Genomic DNA, 19641 nt, shown 5'->3' on the forward strand with positions numbered 1-19641 from the left:
GGAAAGGGAGGCGGTCGTAGAATCGGGCAATCGTTTTCGTGGGCGCGTATGAACAGGTCTTCCGTTGAGTCGCTGAGCATCGCAGGAATCGCGGTGGCGCTGATGATGCCGGCACTGGCAGCCCTGTCGCATCGCGACCCGTATACGCTGGCCGCGCTGATCATCGCGGCGGCGGTGGTCGTGGTGGCGTTGCTGCGGCTGCGCGGGGCGGCGCTGGCGCTGGAACAGGGGCACAACATGATGCGCCTGAGCCAGCAGCGCTACCAGCGCCTGATCGATACGGCGCACGAGGGCATCTGGCTGGTCGATCCGTACCAGCGCAGCGCGTTCGCCAATCCGCGCCTGGCGGAGATGTTCGGGGAGTCGGTCGCGTCGATCCAGGGCCGCTCGGTCTACGATTTCCTCGGCGCCGATTCGTTCGGCATCCTGGCCCTGCTGATGTCCGACGATCCGCGCCTGGCCGGGCGCACCCACGACCTGTCCTACCGACGCGCGAACGGCGAAACCGGCTGGGCGATCGCGAGCGGCCGTCCGATGCAGCACGACGACGGCACGCCGGCCGGTACGCTGCTGATGCTGACCGATATCACGGAACGCAAGAACGCGGAACTGGCGCTGGCCGCGGTGCAGGTGGACCTGGAGGCGCGCATCCGCATCCGCACAGCGGACCTGTCGCACATCAATGCGCAGTTGCGCGAGCAGGTGGCGGTGCGCGAGGCGGCCGAACGGGCGCTGGCCGCCAGCGAGCAGCGCATGCACGAGATCATCTCGGCGATGCCGGTGGCGCTGATGCTCAAGGATGCGGATTCGCGCATCATCCTGATGAATTCTGCGGCCGAGGAGATGTGCGGCTTCGATTTCGCCTCGGTCGCGGGCACGCGTGCGCTGGGGCTGCTGCCGGCCGAGCAGCTGTCGGCGTTCGAGGACTTCGACCGCGCGGCCTTCGAGGGCCGCACGCTGCTCACCCGCGAGCTGCACATGTGGGACCGCCGCCGCGGCGGCAACCGCCTGCTGCAGGATTACCGCAAGCCGGTGTTCGATGCGGACGGCAAGCCGCTCATGATGATCTGCATGGCGGTCGATATCACGCAGCGCAAGCGCACCGAGGAGGCGCTGGCCGAGTCGCTGGCGCAGTTGCGCCAGCTGTCGGCGCACCAGGAGTCGATCAAGGAGGATGAGCGCAAGCGCATTGCGCTCGATATCCACGACGAGCTGGGACAGAACCTCATGGCGCTCAAGCTGGACGTGACGCTGCTGCACCAGCGCACGGCGACCCGCCACCCGCGCCTGAACGCGCGCGCGGCGGCAGTGCTCGAGACAATCGACGCGACCATCCGCTCGGTGCGAGCGATCATCAACGACCTGCATCCCAGCACGCTGGAGCTGGGCCTGTGCCCGGCGGTGGAGTGGCTGCTGGGCGATTTCGGCAAGCGTAACGGGATCGAAACGCGGCTGGTGGTGTCGGGCGGCGATGGCGCCGGGCTGGGGCAGCGCCGCACGGCGGCAGTGTTCAGGGCGATCCAGGAGTCGCTGGTGAATGTGATGCGCCACGCGAACGCCACGCGCGCGACGGTGGAGATCGAAATCGGCGAGCGCGAGCTGATGGCGGTGGTGGAGGACGATGGCGTCGGGATCGAACCGGGACAGCTGTCGCAGGTGCATTCGTTCGGGCTGCGCGGGATGCGCGAGCGGCTCGGCGGGCTTGGCGGCAGCATGGCGGTGGCCAGTTCGCGCGGGATGGGGACGCGGGTGGAGATCCGGCTGCCGCTCAAGGACGAGATGGCGCCACTGCCGGAGCCGGCCGCCAGCGAGGCGCAGATGGAGATGCCGATCTGGTGATGGCGCCGCCACTTCAGTCATCCGGGCGAAGGCGGAATCCAATCCGGGCTTGAGGAATCGGAAGCTGGGCGCCACCGTTACGCGGGCTCAGTATGGGTCCCAGCCTGCGCTCGGACGACGGCGGCGAAATGCGATGGGACGAAAAAAAACGCGCCGGCAGGCGCGTTTTTTGTTTGACCACGATGATCAGTGGTTGTGCAGGAAGGTCTTGAGCTTGTCCGAGCGCGACGGCTGGCGCAATTTGCTCATCGCTTTCGCTTCGATCTGGCGGATACGCTCGCGCGTCACGTCGAACTGCTTGCCGACTTCTTCCAGCGTGTGGTCGTTCGACATCTCGACGCCGTAGCGCATGCGCAGCACCTTCGCTTCGCGCGGGGTCAGCGAGTCCAGCACTTCCTTGATCACGTTGCGCATCGAGGCGTGCAGCGCGGCGTCCAGCGGCGCCAGCGTGTTGTTGTCCTCGATGAAGTCGCCTAGCTGCGAATCGCCGTCCTCGCCCATCGGGGTCTCCATGGAGATCGGCTCTTTCGCGATCTTCATGATCTCGCGCACCTTCGTCTCCGGCATTTCCATCTTCAGTGCGAGGGTGGCCATGTCCGGCTCGGCGCCCGTCTCCTGCATGATCTGGCGCGAGATGCGGTTCATCTTGTTGATGGTCTCGATCATGTGCACCGGCACGCGGATGGTGCGCGCCATGTCCGCGATCGAACGCGTGATCGCCTGGCGGATCCACCAGGTCGCGTAGGTGGAGAATTTGTAGCCGCGGCGGTATTCGAACTTGTCCACCGCCTTCAGCAGGCCGATGTTCCCTTCCTGGATCAGGTCGAGGAACTGCAGGCCGCGGTTGATGTACTTCTTGGCGATCGAGATCACCAGGCGCAGGTTGGCCACGGTCATTTCGCGCTTGGCGGTGCGCGCGCGCAGTTCGCCGGCGGCCATCTGCTTGTTAATCTTGCGCAGGTCGGCCAGCGGCAGCGCGACGCGCGCCTGCAGGTCGATCATGCGGCCCTGCAGTTCCTTGATGGCAGGGACGTTACGGCTCAGGACTGCGCTATACGCGTAGCCTGCATCCACTTCGCCGTCGACCCACAGCAGATTGGTCTCGTTGCCCGGGAAGACCTTGATGAAGTGCGCGCGCGGCATGCCGCAGCGGTTCACGCACAGGTCCAGCACGGCGCGTTCGATCGAACGCACTTCTTCCATCTGGCCGCGCAGGGTGTCGCACAGCTTTTCCACGACCTTGGCGGTGAAGCGGATGCCCAACAGTTCGTTGGAGATGACTTCCTGCGCCTTGTTGTACTTGGCCGAGCCGTAGCCTTCCTTTTCGAAGGCGGCAGCCATCTTGTCGAATTCGCGCGAGATCAGGTCGAACTTTTCCAGCGCGCCGGTCTTGAGCTGCGCCAGCTGCTCGGTCGAGTAGCCGGCCGCGCCGCCGTTGACGTCGCCGTCTTCGTCCTCATGGTCCACGTCGTCCTCGTCGTCGTCGTCGCTGTGCGCGGCGGCGGCGGCCGGCGCCGCGCTCTCGTTCAGGTCGACGAAGCCGTCCACCACTTCGTCCACGCGCATTTCGTCGCGCGCGATCTTGTGCGACAGCTGGATGATCTCGGAGATCGTGGTCGGGCAGGCGGAAATGGCCTGGACCATGTCCTTCAGGCCTTCTTCGATGCGCTTGGCGATTTCGATCTCGCCTTCGCGGGTCAGCAGCGCAACCGCGCCCATTTCGCGCATGTACATGCGGACCGGGTCGGTGGTGCGGCCGAAGTCGGAATCGACGGTCGACAGCGCGGTTGCGGCAGCCGCTTCCACTTCGTCGTCGGAGGTCGCGGCCGGCACGTTATCGGACAGCAGCAGGATCTCGGCGTCCGGAGCGCGCTCGTAGACGGCGATGCCCATGTCGTTGAAGGTCGCGATGATGCCTTCGATCGCTTCCGGATCGATGATGTTCTCGGGCAGCTGGTCGTTGATCTCGGCATAGGTCAGGAAGCCGCGCTCCTTGCCCATGTTGATCAGGTTCTTGATCTGCTGGCGGCGGCGCTCCAGGTCCGCTTCGCTGACCTTGTCGTCCGACAGGAGGCCGGACAGGCCGGCCTTGGCCTTGCGCTCGCGCGCCTTGGACACCGCTTTCAGTTCGGCGCGCTCGACCGCGTTCAGTGCCGCGACTTCGTCGTTTTCCGGCACGAACTCGCTCGGCTTGCGGCCGCGGCGGCCAGGCACCTTCACGCCCGGCAGCAGGTAGCCGGAGGTGTCGATCGCGGCCAGGGCGGCGGCGTCGGTGGTGGTGCTGACGGCCGACGGTGCGATCACCGGCGCTGCCGCTTCCGGCTTGTCCAGCTTCTTGACGCGGGTGCGCACCGCCTTCGGCGCCTCGGCGGCCGCTTCCGCCAGTTCGACGCCGGCGTCGGCCAGCAGCTTTTTGGCGCGCGAACGCACCACCGGCTTGGCTTCCGCCACCGGCTCCACAGGCGCTTCGGCCTTCACTGCCGCCAGGCGCGAACCCTTCTTGACCACGACGACCTTGGTCTCCGCTTCGGTATCGAGCTGATACGAGGTAGCAGTCTTAGGAACCGCCAGCGCAGAGTCCTTGCGCGGCGCTTTCTTGGCGGTCAGGGTCAGTGTCTTGGCGGTGTTCTTCATCGGTGCTCAGTCAATAATCCACCCGGCCCATTAAAAGGCCAGGAAGAGAGTGTTATTGGGATCGCCCCCAACTTAGGGCAGTCGGCCGGATATCAAGGATCCGGGGAACGAAAAAAGCCCGGCGTGGGCTAGTCGGGCTTTGGGCAATCCAAAATTATGCCAGATTGTGAGATATGGAGATAATTAATAAATCGCATAACTCATATGTGATTGCGCGATAACACCTATGACTGAGGCAGCGCAAGGCTGCCGCCAGCGGGCGGCGGATGATGCGCAGGTGCCCGCCGCCACGAGATTGTGCGCATGGGGCAGGCGCTGCATGCTATCCTTCCGGTTCCAGTTCTTACAACGAAGTCGATGAACAATAACAGCCTCGCCGTTGCGCCGGCAGACACCCCGGAGAGCGCGGAAGCAGCGCCAACCCCTGCTGCGCCCTCCCCGCGTGCCCTGCTCAAGCAACTCCAGCAACAATACCCCGCATTCAAGAACTGCCTGCCGCTCGCCATTGGCATCGACAAGCAGCTGCTGGAGCGCATGCCTGGCCTGGACCGCAAGACCATGCGCACCGCGCTGGGCATCCACACCGGTTCGCTGCGCTACCTGCGCGCGATGGAAAAGGCCACCGTCCGCTATGACCTGGACGGCAATCCGGGCGAAGAAGTGACCGACACCCACCGTTCGCACGCCAAGGAAACGCTGCAGCAGCGCTTCAAGAAGGAGGCCGAGCGCAAGAAGGCCGAGCGCGAAGCCGCCAAGGCCGAGGAAGCGGCGCGCCTGCGCCAGGAGAAACTGGAAGCGCTGGCTTCCAAATTCTCGCGCGGCTGACCCGATGGAAATCGTAGCGGAAGCGCTGCCGCCTTACCACGGCATCTCGCTGGCGAACGTGCGCCTGGTGCGCACCGACGAGGAAGCCGCAGCCGCACTGGCGGCGCTCATGGCGGCCGACGCGATCGGCTTCGACACCGAATCCAAACCCACCTTCATCAAGGGCGAAGCGTCGACCGGGCCGCACCTCGTGCAGCTGGCGACCGATACCCACGCCTACCTGTTCCAGATCGGCCCGAAGACGGCCGTCCATGTGATCAAGGCGGTGCTGGAGGCGCCGGGCATCGTCAAGGCGGGCTTTGGCCTGGGCGACGACGTCAAGCGGCTGCGCGCCAAGCTGGGGGTCGACACCGTCAACGTGGTGGACCTGGCCAACGTGCTGCGCAACGGGCAGCGCAATCCGGTTGGCGCCAAGACCGCGGTGGCGCGCTACTTCGGCAAGGCGCTGCAGAAGTCGAAGAAGATCACCACCACCAACTGGTCGCTGCCAAGGCTGTCGGAGTCGCAGATCCTGTATGCGGCCGACGATGCGCATGTCGCGCTGCGCGTGTACCGCCTCTGGCGCGAAAACCCCGTCCCCGCCTTTCCACTCTAGGGGACTGTCCCTACGCCGCTGAGCGGGCAGTACTGTCCCCGGCCTTCCGTCGAACAGCGCTAAAAGACAGGGGCAGTCCCTTCGGGACCGTCCCCCCACCCTTTACACCATCTCCGAGAAGCCGATGCGGTCGGTCGTGGCCGCCCGCGCATCCTCGACGCTGACCTTGTGCGCGGACAGCAGCTTCTCCAGCGACGAATTCATCGTGTGGCACCCCGGCGCGCGCACCGTGTTCATGTGGCTGCGGATGCCGGCGATGTCGCCCTGCTCGATCAGGCGCGCCACCTCGGCGTTCGGGGTCAGGCACTCGGTGGCCAGGTAGTAGCGGTTGCCCTCCAGCGACGGCAGCAGCGCCTGGCACAGCACGCCGCGCAGCGCATGCGCCAGCGCCTGCGCCTGGGCGTCGCTGTTGCCCAGCAGGCGCATCATCTTCTGCAGCCCCAGTTCGGTGGAGCGCGCGTGCAGCGACGCGAGCACCAGCGGACCGGATTCGGCCAGCGCCAGCGCTTCCTGCGCGGTCTGCGCATCGCGGATCTCGCCGATCGCGATCACGTCCGGGCGCTCGCGCAGCGCATCGAGCGCGCCCAGGTAGTAGCTCTCGACGTCGCCATCCAACCCCACTTCGCGCTGGGTGATGATGCAGTGCCGCTGCGGGATCAGGGTTTCGACCGGATCCTCGATGGTGATGATGTGGCCGGAGCGGCGCCGGTTGATATCGTCCAGCATGGCGGCAATGGTGGTCGACTTGCCCTGGCAGGTGTCGCCGATGATCAGCACCAGGCCGTTGGTCAGGCGCGCGAACGCCTGCTCGTCGGCGCCCAGGCCCACTTCGGCCAGCGCCAGCGGCTCCTTCGGAAAGCGCCGGATCACGCAGCCCAGCCGCTTCTTGCCCTGGAAGGTGAAGCAGTTGGCGCGGATGCGCGCCGTGTGCAGGTCGATCGAGCGGTCGAAGGCGCGGTCGACGATGCGCTCGGCCCAATTCGGCTCGATCACCTCGAAGAACTCTTCCAGCTCCTCCTTGGTGATCGGCGAGTCGGTCACCGCCACCAGGCCGCGCGGCTGGCGCAGCATCAGCGGCGAATTCTGGTGGATGATGATGTCGCTGAAGACCAGGCGCGAATTGAGCAGGTGCAGGATCTGCTCGACCAGGGTGCCGAACACCGGATGGTCTTCGTTCTCTTCGTAAGTCAGGGTGCGGATCTGCGAGGACTGGTGGTATTCCATCTGGACGGTAGCTCCGGGTTGCCAATAGGAACGATTATAGGACTGGCCACGGCCGTGCCGCGAGAATTTTTTTGCCCCCGGCACGCCCGGCGATGCCAACTGTCGCGTGACAGTGCAATTCGGGCGCGCGCCTGCGCAGCCTGTCGCAAAGCGGCAGCGCGCGGCGGCCGATGGCGATAGTCTGACAACATGCAAATTCATCACCCGGAGACAGACATGCACAAGCCATCCAACAAGAACATGCCACTGCGCCGCAAGGCCCTGTACGTCGTGACCGCCCTCGCCTTTGCCCTGCCGGCTGCCGGCGCGCTGGCGGGCGGCTCGAGCTGGTTCGGCGGGGACGAGGTCAAGGGCAGCGGCGTCTCGCGCACCCAGGCGCGCGCGACCGGTCACTTCACCGGCGTGGAGCTGTCGCTGCCGGCCGCCGCCGAAGTGCGCATCGGCGCCACCGAGGGCATCACCATCGAAGCGGACGACAACCTGCTGCCGATGATCGAGACGGTAGTCGAACGCGGCGTGCTGAAGGTGCGCCCGGCCCGCGACAACCTCTATCTGCGTTCGCGCAACATGAAAATCGTCGTGACCGCGAGGAGCATCGACCGGCTGTCGCTGGACGGCTCCGGCTCGATCACCACCGGTCCGCTGCGCGCCGAGAAGATCTCGCTGGCGGTGGGCGGCTCGGGCACCATCAATGTCGGGTCGGTGGATGCGGACCGGGTGTCGGTCGCGGTGGGGGGCAGCGGCGATATCCGCGTCGGCGGCGGCCAGGCCTCGCGCCTGTCGGTGACGATCGGCGGTTCGGGCGACGTGGACGCGGGCGGCCTGAAGGTCGGCGACGCCGGCATCACCGTGGGCGGCTCGGGCACCTCCACGGTGTGGGTCACCAACCGGCTGTCGTACACCATCGCCGGTTCGGGCGACGTGCGCTACTACGGCGACCCGCGCATCTCCCGCACCGTGGTCGGCTCGGGCGACGCGGAACGCCTGGGCGCAGCGCCGCGCTGATTAATGCTTGTGGGCGGGCGCGGTGGTCGTGATCGGCCTGACCGTCGCGTTCACCAGCACCGTCTGGTGCTTGTCCTTGCCCGTCACCACATCCAGCGTCAGCGGGACGGTCTCGCCCGGCTTGAGCTGGCGCTTCAGGTCCATCAGCATCACATGGTAGCCACCGGAGGCAAGGTTCACTTCCTTGCCGGCCGGTAGCTCGACCGCATCGACTGCGGCCATCTTCATCTGGTCGCCCTTCATTTCCATCTTGTGCAGTTCGGCCAGGCCGGCCAGCGGCGTGCTGACCGAAACCAGCCGCGCCGGCACGGGCGAGGTCACGCGCATGAAGGCGCCGCTCGTTTTCTGGGCAGGGACGGTGGCGCGCACCCACGCGTCCGACACGGTGACCTGGGCACTGGCCTGCGCCGCGCAGGCGAGCAGCACGGCAGCTGCGTACGGGAAAAGTTTCATGATAGTCATTAGGGGATTGAATGCGGGATGGCGACGATTATACGCAGGCGCGCCGATCACCACGACACCAGAGCACGCCTGACCGCTTCGTTGCGTTCGAGAATGCGGCGCTCCCGCAGGGTTGCCATGACCGCACGCACGGCCCGGTCGCGCGCCATCGCCGGCGTGGCGCCCAGCACGAAGCTGCGGCGCGCCTCCACCGGCAAGTCCACCACCTGCACGCCGGACGGTTCGGGGAACACCGCCAGGCGCGGCAGGATCGAATAGCCGAGCCCGCGCGCCACCAGCGCGCAAATGCCGCTGTCGGTCGCCAGCGTGCGTGCCGCGCGTGCTTCAAAGCCCGCTGCGCGGCAGCGCTCGAGCACGGCCAGCGCGCCGCTGCAGTTGAGCTGGATGTACGGAAGCGCCGCAAACTGCGCCCATCCGGCCCCGGCCTGCACGCGACAACCCGCCGGCAGCACCAGCACATAGCTGTCGGACACGAACGGGCGCTGGACCAGGTCCGGCCCCACCGGCAGCTGGGCGACTGCGAGGTCGGCGCGGCCCTCGCGCAGCGCCTGCTCGACTTCGGCGCGCTCTTCGTAGCTGTCGTCCACGTCGATGCGCAACTGCGGGTGGCGCGTGCCGAGCGTCTCGAGCGCGTTCGGCAGCAGGTGCGTGGCCACGCTGCGGAAGCAGGCGATGCGCACATGGCCGGACAGGGCTTGCGTGTCGCCGCGCGCGTCCTCGGCCAGGCCGGCCGCCAGCTCGAGCATCTGGCGCGCCTTCGGCAGGATCCGCGCGCCGGCCGCCGTCGGCGTGCATCCGCTGCGCGCGCGCACCAGCAGCCGCTCGCCCAGCTGGCGTTCCAGCTCGCCGACCGCGTAGCTGACGCCGGACTGGGTCGCGCCCAGCTGCGCCGCGGCGGCGCCGAAACCGCCGTTGTCGATTACCGCCACCAGCATCTCGATGTGATGCAGCTTGGGGAGAGTCATGTCGATCAAATTATTTGATGGATAAGACTCAACTATACGCGTTTGCGCTTGTGCGCGACAGTGGCCGGCGGCACGATGGCGCCTCCATTCCAAGCCAAGGAGATGCAATGAAGCTGCCGCAAGATGCCGTACTGGTGCTGGTCGATGTCCAGCAGGCGTTCGACGACCCCTCGTGGGGACAGCGCAACAACCCGCAGGCCGAGGCGAACATCGCGGCGCTGCTCGCGGCGTGGCGCAAGAGTGCCCGTCCGGTCATCCACATCCAGCACCGCTCGCCGCGCGCGCGCAGCCTGTTCCATCCGGACGCGCCGGGCTACCGCTTCAAGCCCGAAGCGGTGCCGCTCGCGGGCGAGCCGGTGCTGCACAAGCAGGTCAACAGCGGCTTCATCGGGACGGACCTGGAACAGCGCCTGCGCAGTGCCGGCGCGACCCGCCTCGTCATCGCGGGAATCACCACCGACCACTGCGTGTCGACCACCACGCGCATGGCGGAGAACCTGGGATTCAGCCCGGTCATCGTGTCGGACGCCACCGCCACGTTCGACCGCACCACCAGCGCAGGACGCTACTTCAGCGCGCAGGAGATGCACGATGCCGCGCTGGCCAGCCTGGACCGGGAGTTCGCCGAGGTGCACGATACCGCCGCCGTGCTGGCGATGTGCGAAGCCGCTTAGCCCCAGGGGAGGGTCCCCGAGGCGCCAAGGCGGCGGCAACCTGGCGGAAACGGCCATGAATTGGCCGATTCCGCCAAACCCCGGCTTGCCAGAACAGCCAGCCTGAAGCTGGCGGAAACGGCCATAAATTGGCCGATTCCGCCAAACCCAGCCTGCCGGAACAGCCGGCCTGAATCGAAAGCCTGGCCGAAGGAGTGTGCCTGTTACTCGGGAGTAAACGCCTCGTTCGTGCTCGCCACTGCTCGTTTTTGCTCGCGCCGCGTGGACGCCCCATAGGGAAAACGCTCCGGCACGCGAGCAAAAATGAGCAAACACGAGAAGAAACGAGGCAATGTCCGCCGGGCACGCCCCACCCCTTGTGCGGGACGGGAACGAGGCGGGGAGTGAATGCCAGCGGCTATCCGCCGCCGACCCTTACTGCTTCCAGGTCTCGCGCGGCACTTCGACGGTGGTGTCGCCGTCGGTCAGCCAGATCTGGCCGTCCTGGATCGTGCACTGCAGCTGCATCGAACGGTTCGCCATCTGTTCCAGCGCGGCGCTGGCCTCGGCCGGAATATTGATCACGGAGATATTCTTCGCCCGGTCGATCTTGTTGGAGATCTGCTTGAACCAGATATGGCTGGCCGCGCTGTACGAATACACCATCACCTGCTCCGAGCGCCCGCTGGCCTTGAGCAGGCGCTTTTCGTCCGGCTGCCCCACTTCGATCCACAGGTCGATCGCGCCGGTCAGGTCCTTCTGCCACAGGTCAGGCTCCTCGGTGTCGGAGATGCCCTTGGCGTTGACCAGTGCCTCGCTGGCATGGATCGCGAAGGCGAGCACACGCACCATCAGCCGCTCGTCGGTCTCCGATGGATGGCGCGCCAGCGTCAGCAGGTGGGTGCCGTAGTAGTTGCGGTCCATGTCCGCGATCGAGAGTTCTGCTTTATAGATTGTAGATTTGAGGGCCATTACTTCACTTCGTGTTTACTTGAAGACGACGGTCTTGTCGCCATTCTGGAGAATCCGGTGTTCGGTGAACCATTTCACTGCCCGCGCCAGCACCACCGACTCGACGTCGCGCCCGATTGCCGCCAGGTGCGCCGCGTCCATCGAATGATCGACCCGCATCACGTCCTGCTCGATGATCGGCCCTTCGTCCAAATCGCTGGTGACGAAGTGCGCGGTCGCGCCGATCAGCTTCACCCCGCGCGTGTACGCCTGCGCATACGGCCGCGCGCCCTTGAAGCTAGGCAGGAACGAATGGTGGATGTTGATCGCCTTGCCGCGCATCGCCTCGCACAAATGCGGCGACAGCACCTGCATGTAGCGCGCCAGTACCACCAGGTCCACCTCGTGGGCCTGCATCAGTTCCAGCACACGCGATTCCTGGGCCGCGCGCGCCGCATCGCCGGCGCCTGCGGCCAGCGGCAGGTGGTAAAACGGGATATTGTAACTTGCCGCGAGCTGGTAGAAGTCCATATGGTTGGACACGATGGCCGGAATCTCCGCCGCCAGCAGCCCGCTCTTGTAGCGGAACAGCAGGTCGTTGAGGCAGTGACCGATCTTCGAGACCATCAGCATGACGCGCGGCTTGCGGTGCGCATCATGCAGTTGCCCGTCCATGTCCATCTCGCGGCACAGCGATGCGAATTCGGCGCGCAGCCTGGCGTCGCCCACCTGCGGATCCTCCAGGACGAAATGCACGCGCATGAAGAACAGCTTCGACCCGGGATCGCCAAACTGCGCCGAGTCGAGGATGTTGCAGGCGTGCGCCGCCAGGAAGCCCGAGACGCGGTGCACGATGCCGCGCTGGTCCAGGCAGGACAGGGTCAGGATGTATTCGGGCCGGTGCATGGCGGCCTCCGGGCTAGCGGCCGTCATAGGCACGCTGGAGCGCGGCGATGTCCATCTTCTTCATCCCCATCATGGCGGCGAAGGCCCTGCGCGCGCCCTCGGAGCGATAATCCGCCACCAGTTGCGGCAGGATGGTGGGCACCACCTGCCAGGACAGCCCGAACCTGTCCTTGAGCCAGCCGCACATCTGCGCCTTGGGGTCGCCGCCCTCGCCCAGCCGCTCCCAGTAATGGTCGACTTCCTGCTGGTCCTCGCACATCACCTGGAACGACACCGCCTCGTTGAAGCGGAACACCGGCCCGCCATTCAGTGCGGTAAACGGCGTTCCGTCGAGTTCGAAGTCGACCGTCATCACCGAGCCTTCCGGACGGCCATGCACGTCCTGCCCGACGCCGCTGTAGTGCGACACCTGCCGGATGCGCGAGTTGGGGAACACGGACGTGTAGAACCCGGCCGCCTGCTCGGCCTGGTCGTCGAACCACAAGCAAGGCGCGATGCGCTGGATGGTTGCCATTCTTATCCTCCTGTTAGATGCGCCATGGACCGATCCGTTTGACAGCGGCGCTCTTGCCACGGATACTCCGGGCTTGCTCCTGCAACCCGACAACGATGGTACAACAGCTCCCTTTTCCCATCCGCACTGAATGCCCGCCCGGCGCGTGTACGTGCGACCGGGAGCGGCTGCTGGAAGATCCGGCCGGCGACTTGCGCGTACTCAAACTCACGCGCGAAGAGGAAAAGCGCCTGATCGCCCGCATCGAGGCCATCGCCACCTATGACGAATTGCGCCGCCTGACCGGCAAGCTGCAGGACATGGTCGGCATCGACCTCCAGATCACCCCGTCCGTGCATGGCGTGCGCACGGTGCGCGGCCTGACCATCCGCCTGGCCGAGCGGCCCGGCCTGTGCCGCAAGCTGCGCCAGTCGATCCCGGCCGCGGTCCGCCGCTGCCTGGACCGCAAGCCCGACATCGTCTACGCCATGCTGGACGCGCACGGCCTGCTGGCCGACCCCGGCCTGGCCACCAGCGATGCCGCCGGCGACGCCGGCGCGCCCGACCTCCTCTCCTGACAACTCATCCTTGATGTAGGCCAAGCGCCTGCACCGGTCGGCTGAACTCCCCAGCCAACCCGGCGTCTATTTGCCATCCGCAGCATCGCGGCTACCTTTGACATCGGAGAGTATATGAACGCCCTCGCACCCACGCCGGCCTTGCAATCGCACCTCGACGCGCAGGTTTCGCTGATGACCGACATGGCCGGCAAGATGTACGACGCCATCCACCGCATTACCGAACTCAATCTCAAGCTGGCGCAGCAACTGGTGGACGACAGCATGGCCGCCACCCGCCAGGTGATCTCCTCGGCCGGCCCGATCGAATGCTGCGCGGCGCTGGTGGCGAGCAGCGTGCCCGCATCCGAGCACCTGCGCACCTACCAGCAGCAGCTGATGAACGTCGTCGCGGGCACCCAGGTCGAACTCACCCGCGCCGCCGAAACCCATATCCCTGAAGCCAACCGCGCCGCCAGCGCGGTCGCGGACGACATGGTCCGGCGCAGCACCCAGGCCACCGAGCGGCTCGCGTCCGAGCAGCGCAGCGCGCTGGAACGCATGGCCTTCCCGGCGGCCGCCGTGCCGAACGGCGGCGCAGAAAACCAGGCGCAATGAGCCGCCATGGCGGCAGCAGCAAGGCACGCGCCGCTCGGCCAGCGCGACGCATTGTCGCTCTTGCGGGCAGAGCACGACATGCTCCTGCGCCTGTTCCACGAGTACGAGCTGCTGCAGTCCTGCCAGGCCCGTGACGACGGCCGCAAGGCCCTGCTTGCGCGCCGCATCTGCCGCGAGCTCATGGTCCACGCCGCGCTCGAGGAACAGGCGTTCTACCCGGCAGTCGCCCAAGCGGCAGGCAGCGCGCTGCTCGACGACGCGCTGGTCGAGCACGACGCGCAGCGCCTGCTGATCGGACAGCTGCGTTCCCTGTATCCGGACGACCCCTGCTTCGGCGCGACCATCGCCGTGCTGGCCGAGGAAACGCGCCATCACATCGCGCACGAGCAGGGCGCGCTGTTCGGCTGCGCGCGCAGCTGCGGCCTCGACTTGCAGCTGCTGGCGCAGCAGCTGGCGGCACGGCGCAAGGCGCTCGAGCGCGGTACGGACGCGCACGCCGCTGCGGCGCATGCGGCGGCATTCGCATGGTCGCCTCGGCTGGACGAATGAGCAGCCGCCGGCGGAACTCCGGGGCGGCTGCGCCCTCTAACACGCACGGCGCGATATTCGCTCCCGCGCCGGCACAATGGAGCGGTCACGCTCCCCACTACAACTGAGGAGATTGAAATGGCATCAGGAAAGGACAGCAAAGGCAGCGCGCAGAAGGGCGCCAGCGGCAGCAGCCAGGGCCCGGCCAAGCGCGGTTTCGCCGCAATGGATGAAAACCAGCAGCGCGAGATTGCCAGCAAGGGCGGCCAGGCGGCCCACCAGAAAGGCACCGCGCACGAGTTCGACTCGGAAGAAGCGCGCCGCGCGGGCCAGAAAGGTGGCGAGGCCGTCAGCCGCAACCGCGAGCACATGGCCGATATCGGCCGCAAGGGTGGCGAGAGCCGCCAGGCCAGTCAGCGTGCGGCCGCAGCTGCCGCAGAAGGCAACCTGCAACGGTCGGACTCCTCCGAGCAGCGAGCCGGCCGTGCGGGCAGGGACAAAGACGAGCAGCGATAGCACCGCCAGCCCCTCCCCCCGGCGCGACGCCCCGACGTCCGCCAGTCCGGCGGCATGGCCAGACACCGCATGGCCATGCCGCATCGGACTTCGCCGTCGCCCGGGTTCACGCGGCGTTCGTTAGCTCCACGCCAACTTAGTTGACGTTTTGTTGCGCATTTGCCGCAAGTAGGCAGACAATTCCCCCAATTTCCATAGGGAAACTATCGACATTGCATGCGGCTAGGGATACAGTGCATTGGCTTCGGGAAAATACATATCTCGGTAGCCCGACCGTTCTACAAATTGGAACCAATGCGCCAAACGCCGATTTCCAGTGTTCCCGCGAAACGCGCGCCCTGCGCGCCACGGGGCCGGCTGCGCCCCCTTTCGTCCACTGCCGCATGACCCTTCATCGACTTCACAGACTGCTGGCAGGATCCGATCCGCGGATGCGGCGCATGCTCGGCTACTGGGCCGGCACCAGCCTGTTCTACCTGTTCAGCATCGCCCTGTTCTGGTCCGGCGTGGAGCACGCCGGCCTGTCGCGCGATGCGGCCCGGCTGCTGACCCTGGTGGGCCTGGCGGGAATGGCGGTGTCCTACTCCATGCTGCGGCTATCTTCGCGCCTGGGGATCGCACCGTGGAAGCTGGCCATCGGCCAGGCCCTGTATGCCCTCACGTGCAACGTTGCGCTGTATACGGTGACCGGTCCGATCCGCGGCGCCGCGCTGATGGTGCTGCTGGTCGTGATCGTGTTCTGCACCTTTTCGCTCAGCCCGCGCCAGACGACCGCCCTGTTCGGCGTCACCGTGGTGTCGCTGGGCGCGACCATGCTGTGGATGGTGGCCCGTGATCCGGTCACCTATCCTCCCGCGATCGAATTGCTGCACTTCTCGCTGGCGTTCATCTCGCTGGCGGCGGTGACGGCGCTGACGACCGTGATGACCAGGCTGCGCAAGCGGCTGAGCCGTCAGAAGCACGAATTGCAGGAGGCCTTGCTCACCATCCGCAAGCTGGCGACGGTGGACGAACTGACCGCGCTGGCGAACCGCCGGCACATGAACGAAGTGCTGAGCGCTGAGGAGAAGCGCGTCAACGCGACCAACGGCGTGGTGTGCATCGCCCTGCTCGACATCGACCTGTTCAAATCGGTCAACGACCGCTTTGGCCATGCCTGCGGCGACCAGGTGCTGCGCTCGTTCGCCGACGCCGCGCGCCAGGAATTGCGGTCGGCCGACGTGCTGGCGCGCTGGGGCGGCGAAGAATTCCTGCTGCTGTTGCCGGACACCGCGCTGGCCGAAGCGCACCTGGTACTGCAGCGCATGGCCCAGCGCTTCCGCGAGTCGAGCATCCCGGGCATCGACGAACGCGTGCGCATCACCTTCTCGGCCGGCGTGGTCGAGCGCCGCATCGGCGAACCGTTCTCCGAGACCATCAGCCGCGCCGACCACGCGATGTACCGCGCCAAGTCGGGCGGACGCGACCGCATCCTCACCGCCGAGTCCGCGTAAGGGGACTCGTCTCCTTGCGCCGCTAGCGCAGGTCGGGGTTGCCGCGCACTTGCGGCACGGCGGCGAATGCGGCCTGCAGCCGTTCCACCAGCGCCCCGGGATCGCTCTCGCTCATCATGAGCTGCGCATGCCGGTCCTGCACGAAGCCTTCGCGGTTCTGGTGTGCGACAAAGTCGATCAGGCGGTCGTAGAAACCGTCCACATTCAGCAGCCCGACCGGCTTGGTGTGAATGCCGAGCTGCGACCAGGTCAGCATCTCGAACAGTTCTTCCAGCGTGCCCATCCCGCCCGGCATCGCGATGAATCCGTCCGCCAGGTCCGACATCATGGCTTTACGCTCGTGCATGTCCTTGACAACGAACAGGCGCGTCAGGCCGGCATGCCCCACCTCGCGCTCGACCAGCGCGCGCGGAATCACACCGGTGACTTCGCCCCCAAGGCGCAACACCTCGTCCGCGATCACGCCCATCAGGCCGACGTTGCCGCCGCCATACACCAGCGGCAGCTTGCGCGCGACCATCTGCTGCGCCAGCGCCCGCGCGGCCTCGGCATAGCGCGGCGAAGCGCCATGCGATGCGCCGCAATAGACTGCAATTGCTCTCATATTGTCCAATCGATGTAGTAAGGGAGGCGCCTACTTGAGCTTCTTGAGGTATTCCTCCGACAGCTTCTGGAACAGCAGCCGGGTATCGCCGCGCAGGTAGGGGCCGATCTGCGACAGCACCTGGTAGCAGCCGCGCGCGAGCGAATCGAGCATGGCCTGCTGCTCGTTGTACTTGCGCGGGTTGCGCACGTATTCGTACGACAGCCAGTAGGTGGCGACCACCACCATGTTGGTGGCCAGCGCATCGATCTCGGCATCGGTCGCCTCCATCGAACCTTCGCCGCGCAGGTCTTCGCACAGCTGGCGCGCCACCTTGGTCTTGTGGTTGAGGATCTGCTTGAAGTGCAGCTCCAGCTTGCGGTTACGCGACAGCAGGTCCGACAGGTCGCGGTACAGGAAGCGATAGCGCCAGATCAGCTCGAACGTGACGTGCAGGTAGAACCAGACGTCTTCGAGATTCGAGCGGCGCGTTTCCGGAACGGTCAGGATGCGCTCGATCTCCGCTTCGAACTGCACGAAGATCGAATTGACGATGTCGTCCTTGTTGCGGAAGTGGTAGTACAGGTTGCCGGGCGAGATGTTCATCTCTTCGGCGATGACCGTGGTCGTGATGTTTGGCTCGCCGAACTCGTTGAACAGCCGCAGCGATAGTTCAAGGATGCGTTCGCGGGTTCGTCGGGGCGCTTTCTGGAGCATGGTGGGAGTGTCTATTCTTGTTCCCGCAAGCATACCAGATCGACACCCCTCCAACCCGGGCAGCCGCCGGCGCAGCGGCGGGCAAAGCGTGCCAGCACCGCTCCTAGCCGCTGCGCGACCCCGTTTTGCGGACCGCCGCCTTGCGCGCCACCGCCTTGGCGGCCGGCTTGGCCGCCGCCTTGCGCGCCGGCTTTTTCACCGTCCCCGTCGCGGCTGCTGCCGGCGCAGCCCGCCGCGCCGGCCTGGCGCCGCCCTGCTCCACCGCAGCGGCCAGGCGCTCGACCTGTGCGCTCAGCTCCTCGACGCGCAGCCTGAGCTGCGCCACTTCGTCATGGTCCGGCACGCCCATCGTGGCCAGCGCGCGCGCCACGCGCTCCTCGAACACCTGCTCCAGCTTGTCGCCGGAGCCGGACGAACGCTCGCCCTTGCGCGGGCTGCGCTGCAGTTCGGCGCCCTCCTTGACCAGCTTCGAGAACACGCGGCCGCCCTCTTCCTGCGCCTTGGCGAATGCGCCGAGGCCGGCCTGCCAGATCTGCGCTGCCGACGCGCGCACCGCGTTGGCCAGGCTGTCGTCGTCGACCGTGGGCTTGAGTTTTTTTACCATCGTGGGACTCCCGCCCGCAGCGGCGCAGGCTTTTCCGTTCTGGCCATTGTAGGCAGCAAAAGTAGAGATGAGGTTCTAAAGCCGCGGTGGCGGAACCGGGGTGCGGCATGGTCCCCGGATGAGGTCCGCGTCCGGGCTGGCGTCAGCCGTGCGTGCTGGTAAAGCCGGTGGTCAGCCTGCGCGCGCGGATGAAGCTCTTCGGGAACAGCGCGCGGCCGAGCAGCGAGGGCAGCGCCTTGGTCGGGTGCGAGCCTTCCACCAGTTCGTCCTTACCCAGCACGAGCGTCAGCTCGAGCGGCTTCGAGCTGCATTTACCCATGCGGAACTGCACGCTGCGCCGGCCCGGCTGCACCGGAATGATGACCTGCTCGCCCTGGCGTACCGAGCCCGCTTCCACGCCGTCGATCAGGATCGTGTAGCTGCTTGGCTTTTGCTCCCATCCCACTTCCCGGCGAATGACGAGGTTTGGCATGCGGGTTTCCTTTCGTTGTTCATCGATGCAAAGGGGGACCGCATTATACGAAAACTGCGGCCCGCGCCTTCCCGATTTCATCCAGCACGCAGGACAGGATGGCGCGGTCACGCCCCATCGCCACGTGCCCGACGCCGCCGAACTCGATGGTGCGCGCCCCTTCCAGCACGGAAGAGGTCTGCGGCGCGATGATGTTGTCATGGTGGGTCATGAGCGATGTGACGAGCGCGCGCATGGCCGGCGTTTCGCTCGCGGCCAGCGCGCGCAGCCAGTCGCTTTCCTCCCCGGTGCGCGGCGAGCGGCACATCTGCGCCGCGTTGCGGCCGGGTGCGAAGGCGGCCAGCGCCGTACCGTGATGGGGCGTGCCCAGCGTGATCAGGCGCGCGACGGCGCCGCTGCCGTGCGCGCGCAGGTAGGCGCGGCCCACCAGCCCACCCATGCTGTGCGCCACCAGGATCACGCGTTGCGCGCCCGTGGCCGCCCGCAGCTCTTCCACCCGCCGGGCCACCAAAGGCACGAACTCGTCGATGCCGGCCAGGGTCGGTTCCAGGTCCAGGCCCGCGTGGCTGATGCCGCGCGCATCGAGCAGCGGCTGCAGGTGCGCCCAGTAGCCGCTGTTGCAGCCATAGCCGTGCAGCAGCAGCACTGGCGGCGCGCCGTCGCCGGGGTAGATCCGCACGCACGCACGGGCCCGCACCATGATCCAGGACGAATGCACCATCGTGGCGTAGAACTCGCCGAAGAATAATCGCAGGCGCCCGCGCAGGCCCAGCGCAAAGCGGGCCGGGACCGGGCTGCCGTAGCGGCGGCTCATCATGAAGTTGTTGGCGACGATCGCCAGGCGCACCAACAGCACCGCCCCCGCTGCCGGCAATACCGTCATGAAGGGGCTCACACCGAGCCACCGCGCCCCTGCCAGCGCCAGCACCAGGACGGCGAACAGCTGCCCCAGCAGCAGCCAGCGCAGCATCCGCGCAGTCACGCTACCCCTCCCGCGCCCC

The 19641-nt window shown here is 66.6% G+C and carries 22 protein-coding genes; 10 read left to right on the forward strand and 12 right to left on the reverse strand.

Annotation, left to right across the window (positions count from 1 at the left end):
* Positions 1-48 precede the first annotated feature (48 nt).
* Positions 49-1839, forward strand: coding sequence for a PAS domain S-box protein (locus ACFSQR_RS05030; RefSeq protein WP_377728530.1), 1791 nt, complete (start codon positions 49-51; stop codon positions 1837-1839).
* A gap of 186 nt (positions 1840-2025) precedes the next feature.
* Here ACFSQR_RS05030 and rpoD read toward each other — a convergent pair whose 3' ends face one another.
* Complete coding sequence (gene rpoD / locus ACFSQR_RS05035) at positions 2026-4473, reverse strand: RNA polymerase sigma factor RpoD (RefSeq protein ID WP_377728531.1); 2448 nt, start codon at positions 4471-4473, stop codon at positions 2026-2028.
* 357 nt (positions 4474-4830) lie between these two features.
* Here rpoD and ACFSQR_RS05040 point away from each other — a divergent pair, with 357 nt between their 5' ends.
* A complete protein-coding gene (locus tag ACFSQR_RS05040; RefSeq protein ID WP_377728532.1) occupies positions 4831-5298 on the forward strand; it encodes a ProQ/FINO family protein in 468 nt (155 codons plus the stop codon).
* Between the two features lie 4 nt (positions 5299-5302).
* Positions 5303-5893 carry a 3'-5' exonuclease gene (locus tag ACFSQR_RS05045; protein WP_377728533.1) on the forward strand — a complete coding sequence of 197 codons (591 nt, stop codon included), beginning with the start codon at positions 5303-5305 and terminating at the stop codon, positions 5891-5893.
* 102 nt (positions 5894-5995) lie between these two features.
* On the opposite strand, the gene ACFSQR_RS05050 is transcribed toward ACFSQR_RS05045, so the two are convergent.
* Positions 5996-7117 carry a type IV pilus twitching motility protein PilT gene (locus tag ACFSQR_RS05050; protein ID WP_377728534.1) on the reverse strand — a complete coding sequence of 374 codons (1122 nt, stop codon included), beginning with the start codon at positions 7115-7117 and terminating at the stop codon, positions 5996-5998.
* Positions 7118-7333: 216 nt separating this feature from the next.
* Here ACFSQR_RS05050 and ACFSQR_RS05055 point away from each other — a divergent pair, with 216 nt between their 5' ends.
* Positions 7334-8122, forward strand: a complete 789-nt coding sequence (locus ACFSQR_RS05055; protein WP_377728535.1) for a head GIN domain-containing protein — start codon at positions 7334-7336, stop codon at positions 8120-8122.
* Here the strand turns inward: ACFSQR_RS05055 and ACFSQR_RS05060 are convergent, their stop codons facing one another.
* Both ACFSQR_RS05060 and ACFSQR_RS05065 read right to left on the reverse strand, forming a co-directional pair.
* The gene (locus ACFSQR_RS05060) at positions 8123-8575 is read right to left on the reverse strand and encodes a copper chaperone PCu(A)C (RefSeq protein WP_377728536.1); all 453 of its coding nucleotides are present in this window, start codon (positions 8573-8575) and stop codon (positions 8123-8125) included.
* A 56-nt stretch (positions 8576-8631) separates the two neighbouring features.
* Positions 8632-9549, reverse strand: a complete 918-nt coding sequence (locus ACFSQR_RS05065) for a LysR family transcriptional regulator (protein ID WP_377728537.1) — start codon at positions 9547-9549, stop codon at positions 8632-8634.
* A 107-nt stretch (positions 9550-9656) separates the two neighbouring features.
* Between ACFSQR_RS05065 and ACFSQR_RS05070 the strand changes: the two genes are divergently transcribed.
* Positions 9657-10223, forward strand: a complete 567-nt coding sequence (locus ACFSQR_RS05070; RefSeq protein WP_377728538.1) for a cysteine hydrolase family protein — start codon at positions 9657-9659, stop codon at positions 10221-10223.
* 414 nt (positions 10224-10637) lie between these two features.
* Here ACFSQR_RS05070 and ACFSQR_RS05075 read toward each other — a convergent pair whose 3' ends face one another.
* The 3 genes from ACFSQR_RS05075 to ACFSQR_RS05085 are packed head-to-tail and all read right to left on the reverse strand — an operon-like array spanning position 10638 to position 12573.
* Positions 10638-11174 carry a YaeQ family protein gene (locus tag ACFSQR_RS05075; RefSeq protein ID WP_377728539.1) on the reverse strand — a complete coding sequence of 179 codons (537 nt, stop codon included), beginning with the start codon at positions 11172-11174 and terminating at the stop codon, positions 10638-10640.
* Positions 11175-11189: 15 nt separating this feature from the next.
* Positions 11190-12059 (reverse strand): formyltetrahydrofolate deformylase, encoded by an 870-nt coding sequence (purU, locus tag ACFSQR_RS05080; protein WP_377728540.1) that lies wholly within the window; start codon positions 12057-12059, stop codon positions 11190-11192.
* A gap of 13 nt (positions 12060-12072) precedes the next feature.
* Positions 12073-12573 (reverse strand): VOC family protein, encoded by a 501-nt coding sequence (locus tag ACFSQR_RS05085; RefSeq protein ID WP_377728541.1) that lies wholly within the window; start codon positions 12571-12573, stop codon positions 12073-12075.
* A 95-nt stretch (positions 12574-12668) separates the two neighbouring features.
* Here ACFSQR_RS05085 and ACFSQR_RS05090 point away from each other — a divergent pair, with 95 nt between their 5' ends.
* The 5 genes from ACFSQR_RS05090 to ACFSQR_RS05110 all read left to right on the forward strand — a co-directional run bounded on the left by ACFSQR_RS05090 (position 12669) and on the right by ACFSQR_RS05110 (position 16264).
* On the forward strand, positions 12669-13130 hold the full coding sequence (locus tag ACFSQR_RS05090; RefSeq protein WP_377728542.1) for a hypothetical protein: 462 nt from the start codon (positions 12669-12671) through the stop codon (positions 13128-13130).
* Between the two features lie 114 nt (positions 13131-13244).
* Positions 13245-13727, forward strand: a complete 483-nt coding sequence (gene phaP / locus ACFSQR_RS05095; protein ID WP_377728543.1) for a TIGR01841 family phasin — start codon at positions 13245-13247, stop codon at positions 13725-13727.
* A 6-nt stretch (positions 13728-13733) separates the two neighbouring features.
* Positions 13734-14276: a hemerythrin domain-containing protein gene (locus ACFSQR_RS05100; RefSeq protein ID WP_377728544.1), complete on the forward strand. Its 543-nt coding sequence runs from the start codon at positions 13734-13736 to the stop codon at positions 14274-14276.
* A gap of 117 nt (positions 14277-14393) precedes the next feature.
* Complete coding sequence (locus ACFSQR_RS05105) at positions 14394-14771, forward strand: KGG domain-containing protein (RefSeq protein WP_377728545.1); 378 nt, start codon at positions 14394-14396, stop codon at positions 14769-14771.
* Positions 14772-15211: 440 nt separating this feature from the next.
* On the forward strand, positions 15212-16264 hold the full coding sequence (locus ACFSQR_RS05110; protein ID WP_377728546.1) for a diguanylate cyclase: 1053 nt from the start codon (positions 15212-15214) through the stop codon (positions 16262-16264).
* 22 nt (positions 16265-16286) lie between these two features.
* Here the strand turns inward: ACFSQR_RS05110 and ACFSQR_RS05115 are convergent, their stop codons facing one another.
* From ACFSQR_RS05115 to ACFSQR_RS05135, 5 genes are all read right to left on the reverse strand, one after another.
* Complete coding sequence (locus tag ACFSQR_RS05115; protein ID WP_377728547.1) at positions 16287-16868, reverse strand: TIGR00730 family Rossman fold protein; 582 nt, start codon at positions 16866-16868, stop codon at positions 16287-16289.
* A 30-nt stretch (positions 16869-16898) separates the two neighbouring features.
* Positions 16899-17564, reverse strand: a complete 666-nt coding sequence (locus tag ACFSQR_RS05120; RefSeq protein ID WP_377728548.1) for a TetR/AcrR family transcriptional regulator — start codon at positions 17562-17564, stop codon at positions 16899-16901.
* Between the two features lie 103 nt (positions 17565-17667).
* On the reverse strand, positions 17668-18168 hold the full coding sequence (locus ACFSQR_RS05125) for a phasin family protein (RefSeq protein ID WP_377728549.1): 501 nt from the start codon (positions 18166-18168) through the stop codon (positions 17668-17670).
* 142 nt (positions 18169-18310) lie between these two features.
* Complete coding sequence (locus ACFSQR_RS05130; RefSeq protein WP_377728550.1) at positions 18311-18640, reverse strand: hypothetical protein; 330 nt, start codon at positions 18638-18640, stop codon at positions 18311-18313.
* A 43-nt stretch (positions 18641-18683) separates the two neighbouring features.
* Entirely contained in the window at positions 18684-19622 is a 939-nt protein-coding gene (locus tag ACFSQR_RS05135; protein WP_377728551.1) for an esterase/lipase family protein, read from the reverse strand.
* Positions 19623-19641: the final 19 nt, after the last annotated feature.

Origin of the sequence: Pseudoduganella sp. GCM10020061 (assembly GCF_042683405.1) — a bacterium.
Lineage (GTDB): Bacteria > Pseudomonadota > Gammaproteobacteria > Burkholderiales > Burkholderiaceae_D > Telluria.

Bases quoted from the DNA above. Each gene is read 5' to 3' on its own strand.
- ACFSQR_RS05030 (WP_377728530.1), top strand. From the start codon at position 49: ATGAACAGGTCTTCCGTTGAGTCGCTGAGCATCGCAGGAATCGCGGTG.
- rpoD (WP_377728531.1), bottom strand. From the start codon at position 4,473: ATGAAGAACACCGCCAAGACACTGACCCTGACCGCCAAGAAAGCGCCG.
- ACFSQR_RS05040 (WP_377728532.1), top strand. From the start codon at position 4,831: ATGAACAATAACAGCCTCGCCGTTGCGCCGGCAGACACCCCGGAGAGC.
- ACFSQR_RS05045 (WP_377728533.1), top strand. From the start codon at position 5,303: ATGGAAATCGTAGCGGAAGCGCTGCCGCCTTACCACGGCATCTCGCTG.
- ACFSQR_RS05050 (WP_377728534.1), bottom strand. From the start codon at position 7,117: ATGGAATACCACCAGTCCTCGCAGATCCGCACCCTGACTTACGAAGAG.
- ACFSQR_RS05055 (WP_377728535.1), top strand. From the start codon at position 7,334: ATGCACAAGCCATCCAACAAGAACATGCCACTGCGCCGCAAGGCCCTG.
- ACFSQR_RS05060 (WP_377728536.1), bottom strand. From the start codon at position 8,575: ATGAAACTTTTCCCGTACGCAGCTGCCGTGCTGCTCGCCTGCGCGGCG.
- ACFSQR_RS05065 (WP_377728537.1), bottom strand. From the start codon at position 9,549: ATGACTCTCCCCAAGCTGCATCACATCGAGATGCTGGTGGCGGTAATC.
- ACFSQR_RS05070 (WP_377728538.1), top strand. From the start codon at position 9,657: ATGAAGCTGCCGCAAGATGCCGTACTGGTGCTGGTCGATGTCCAGCAG.
- ACFSQR_RS05075 (WP_377728539.1), bottom strand. From the start codon at position 11,174: ATGGCCCTCAAATCTACAATCTATAAAGCAGAACTCTCGATCGCGGAC.
- purU (WP_377728540.1), bottom strand. From the start codon at position 12,059: ATGCACCGGCCCGAATACATCCTGACCCTGTCCTGCCTGGACCAGCGC.
- ACFSQR_RS05085 (WP_377728541.1), bottom strand. From the start codon at position 12,573: ATGGCAACCATCCAGCGCATCGCGCCTTGCTTGTGGTTCGACGACCAG.
- ACFSQR_RS05090 (WP_377728542.1), top strand. From the start codon at position 12,669: ATGGTACAACAGCTCCCTTTTCCCATCCGCACTGAATGCCCGCCCGGC.
- phaP (WP_377728543.1), top strand. From the start codon at position 13,245: ATGAACGCCCTCGCACCCACGCCGGCCTTGCAATCGCACCTCGACGCG.
- ACFSQR_RS05100 (WP_377728544.1), top strand. From the start codon at position 13,734: ATGGCGGCAGCAGCAAGGCACGCGCCGCTCGGCCAGCGCGACGCATTG.
- ACFSQR_RS05105 (WP_377728545.1), top strand. From the start codon at position 14,394: ATGGCATCAGGAAAGGACAGCAAAGGCAGCGCGCAGAAGGGCGCCAGC.
- ACFSQR_RS05110 (WP_377728546.1), top strand. From the start codon at position 15,212: ATGCTCGGCTACTGGGCCGGCACCAGCCTGTTCTACCTGTTCAGCATC.
- ACFSQR_RS05115 (WP_377728547.1), bottom strand. From the start codon at position 16,868: ATGAGAGCAATTGCAGTCTATTGCGGCGCATCGCATGGCGCTTCGCCG.
- ACFSQR_RS05120 (WP_377728548.1), bottom strand. From the start codon at position 17,564: ATGCTCCAGAAAGCGCCCCGACGAACCCGCGAACGCATCCTTGAACTA.
- ACFSQR_RS05125 (WP_377728549.1), bottom strand. From the start codon at position 18,168: ATGGTAAAAAAACTCAAGCCCACGGTCGACGACGACAGCCTGGCCAAC.
- ACFSQR_RS05130 (WP_377728550.1), bottom strand. From the start codon at position 18,640: ATGCCAAACCTCGTCATTCGCCGGGAAGTGGGATGGGAGCAAAAGCCA.